At 52.6% G+C, this 3,060-nt stretch carries 4 protein-coding genes; 2 read left to right on the forward strand and 2 right to left on the reverse strand.

What is annotated here, in order from left to right:
- A partial coding sequence (locus FJ146_19795; protein MBM4254215.1) for a hypothetical protein occupies positions 1 to 815 on the reverse strand: 815 nt, incomplete at its 3' end.
- An 84-nt stretch (positions 816 to 899) separates the two neighbouring features.
- Between FJ146_19795 and FJ146_19800 the strand changes: the two genes are divergently transcribed.
- Together FJ146_19800 and FJ146_19805 are read left to right on the forward strand one after the other, a co-directional pair.
- A complete protein-coding gene (locus FJ146_19800) occupies positions 900 to 1,229 on the forward strand; it encodes a translation initiation factor (GenBank protein MBM4254216.1) in 330 nt (109 codons plus the stop codon).
- Between the two features lie 121 nt (positions 1,230 to 1,350).
- Complete coding sequence (locus FJ146_19805; protein MBM4254217.1) at positions 1,351 to 2,967, forward strand: glycerol-3-phosphate dehydrogenase/oxidase; 1,617 nt, start codon at positions 1,351 to 1,353, stop codon at positions 2,965 to 2,967.
- Here the strand turns inward: FJ146_19805 and FJ146_19810 are convergent.
- On the reverse strand, positions 2,964 to 3,060 hold a 97-nt coding region (locus FJ146_19810), incomplete at its 5' end, for an activator of HSP90 ATPase (GenBank protein MBM4254218.1). The genes FJ146_19805 and FJ146_19810 overlap by 4 nt on opposite strands.

A 3,060-nucleotide genomic window follows, 5' to 3' on the forward strand; every position in this document is an offset into this window, starting at 1 on the left:
AGCTTGGACCAATCGTCGCTGCAAAGGTCAAGGATAGTGCCTTTGGTCGCAGGATTGGCTGCAAGCTCCTGGTATTGCGTGCCGACGTTGGCAATCGAGCACTGAGCCGAGACCTTGCCTCTGGTTAGGCCTATGACCCCGCTGACCGAAGTCTTACCTGTTAGTTTCGGAGTAGCACTGACTAGTTGGACGATGTTGGTTGCTAAAGTCCCGCGGGCATCGTCATCAGTGACGACGATGAATTGTTTTTGCGAATTGTCACGAAGCTGAGTAGCCGGAGCTGGGTTAAGTGTGCCGATCACGAAGTTGTTCAGCTGCGTCAAGGCGTCGTTGCTATCGACGCGGCGAGGGACAACCTCGACCAGCTTGGAGTCCATGGTACCCGAAGGGACAAAGGGAGACGCGATGATCCACGCGTGGTAGTCAATTTTGGCAACGCTTGTGGCAATTTGACCTAGGAAGCCGTTTAAATTTTTCTCCAGTGCTTGCCGCTCCTCGCCCATGCTGCCACTGGTATCGACGATAAAGACGATATCGACGGGGTTGACGTTGACCTGATTCTCCCCTTTATAGGTGAGGCGGATGCGGCCGTCCTTGAGTTTTTCCTTGAGAGCCCCACTGGCGTCCAGCAGGCCTTTGCCGCCGGCTTTACCCCCGAGCCCGTCTTCTTCCCCGCCCTGGCCCCCGTTACCCTTGCCGGCTCCACCCGGGCTACCGCCGGAACCGCCGTTTAGACTGGCGCCTTGACTGCAGGAATTGAGTTTGGTTACAAATAATAACGATAACAGTGCTTTGGCATATTTGGAATAAACCACTTCCGGCCCTCCCAGTGCAATGTTATCGGTATGTTGAAGGGAAAACTTTAGCGTGACCATCACCACTAGAGGGCAGGACTCAGCATGGCGGGTGAAAAGCCGATTTATTCAACTGCAACTGGCTCAAATCGTTCAAAAAATCCGGATTCCATCGGGAGCTATACGCCGGCATCAGGTCCGTGCAAGATGCGGCTGGAGACCAAAGGGCGAGGTGGCAAGGCTGTCACCGTCTTGTTCAATCTCCCGTTTGCCACAGAGTCTGAGGCCGTGAATGTGATGAAGGCGATGCAAGCGAGCCTTGGTTGTGGAGCGACTTTCAAGAACAACCAAATCGAGCTGCGCGGAGATATGCGTGAGCGTGTGGGGGCCTATTTCGCTAAACTAGGCCTGAAGTTAGTCAAGGCTGGTGGTTAGAGGCGCCTGGCCGCTGCAATAGACTAGAGTGCATCTCGCTAGACTGGTACCATCAAAGGGACAGCGATGTTGTTGCAGATAAAGTGCTCCTCCTCACCCGTTTGATCCTGGACAAATACGGATGACTGACACGCCTAGGCGAGCTGCTCGTAAACGTTTGGAGCAAGAAATCTTCGATGTGCTTATCATCGGAGGTGGCATAAACGGGGCCGTTACGGCTGCAGCCCTCAGTGCGAGTGGCGTAAAAGTAGCCCTGTTAGAGCAGAGGGATTTTGGCTCCGGCACTTCTCAAGAATCGTCTAATCTTGTTTGGGGTGGCATCAAATATCTTGAGAGCTACGAGTTTGGACTAGTCTGGGAGCTATGCCGGTCGCGCAATGAGCTGATGCGGCATTATCCTGGTGAGGTCAGTGAGCTAAGATTTTTCACCAACCTTGAGCGCGGCTTTCGTAAATCGCGGTGGTTAGTTTATCTCGGTGCATTACTTTACTGGGCTATGGGCCGTTTTAAAACTAAGCCCCCACGTCTCCTTGGCAAAGACGAAATTGCCCGGGAAGAACCTCAAGTGGCCACCGATCGCAGCCAAGGAGGTCTTGAGTATTCCGACAGCTACCTGCGTGATAATGATGCTCGGTTTGTCTTTAATTTTGTCATACGCGCCTCGCGATGCGGTGCAGTCACGGTGAATTATGTCTCCGCCGTTGCCGCATCCTTGAGTGCTGATAAAGTTTGGCACGTCAGCGCTAAAGATGAGACCTCCGGGGAGGCGTTCGCAGTTAGAGCAAAAATTCTGATTAACGCTGCCGGACCCTACGTTGATGCCTTTAATAAATTATGCGGTGTAAAGACTGTGCATCAGCATATTTTCTCCAAAGGCGTACATCTCATCGTGCCACGCATAAATAAAAGTGATCGCGTGCTCACCTTTTTTGCCGATGATGGGCGGCTATTCTTTGCCATCCCGATGGGCGACTGCTCTTGCATTGGCACGACAGATACGCGCGTGACTGATCTTCCCGCAGTGGTCACCGAGGCGGATCGGCGCTTTATCCTCAGCAATATCAACAAGCGTCTTGTGTTAGCTAAGCCTTTGACAACGAGTGACATCATAGCCGAACGCTGCGGGGTACGACCGCTTGTGATTAAAGGCAACGCTAAGGATTTTGCCAAAGTCGAATGGGCTCATCTTTCGCGCAAACATATCATCGAATGCCATCGGGAAGACGCCCATATCAGTATCTTCGGTGGCAAATTAACTGACTGCTTGAACATCGGCCGTGAACTCGTCGATCATGTGAGCCAGTTAGGGGTCAAAGCTAAATTAGCACCTCGCTGGTACGGTGAGGACAGTGTCGCCTATAAACAAGACTTAATCGCCAAACTGAAATCCCTGCCGATCGATGACCATCATTGGTTGGGGGAGGGGACCATTACTGATCGCCTCTGGCGCTTATACGGGCACGATGCTTTAAGTATCGTGGAATCTATGCGCCGGAGTCCGGACCTATGCACTAAGCTGATCGATGACCAGCCGGTACTCCTGGGTGAGGTTGCCTATATGGCCGACTACGAGATGATTCATCATTTAGACGATCTCTTGCGCCGCCGCACGCGCCTTAGTTTGGTTGTGCCCAAGGACAAGCTCCGGGACAGCGCCGTACTCAGGAAAGCCGCCACCCTGCTATTCCGTGAACGGGCCGAAATTGAGTGGCAAACCTACTTTGGACCACAGAACTAGAGAGACTCAACGTATTTCTTGAAATTGTTGAGAATAGCCTGCCAACCCTCGCGTTGCATATCAATCGGGTTCTGGCCTTCGGCATCAAAAACG

This window comes from Deltaproteobacteria bacterium, assembly GCA_016874735.1.
Lineage (GTDB): Bacteria > Bdellovibrionota_B > Oligoflexia > Oligoflexales > CAIYRB01 > CAIYRB01.

Excerpts from the sequence above, each read along its gene's own strand:
- FJ146_19800 (MBM4254216.1), top strand. The coding sequence starts at position 900 with ATGGCGGGTGAAAAGCCGATTTATTCAACTGCAACTGGCTCAAATCGT.
- FJ146_19805 (MBM4254217.1), top strand. The coding sequence starts at position 1,351 with ATGACTGACACGCCTAGGCGAGCTGCTCGTAAACGTTTGGAGCAAGAA.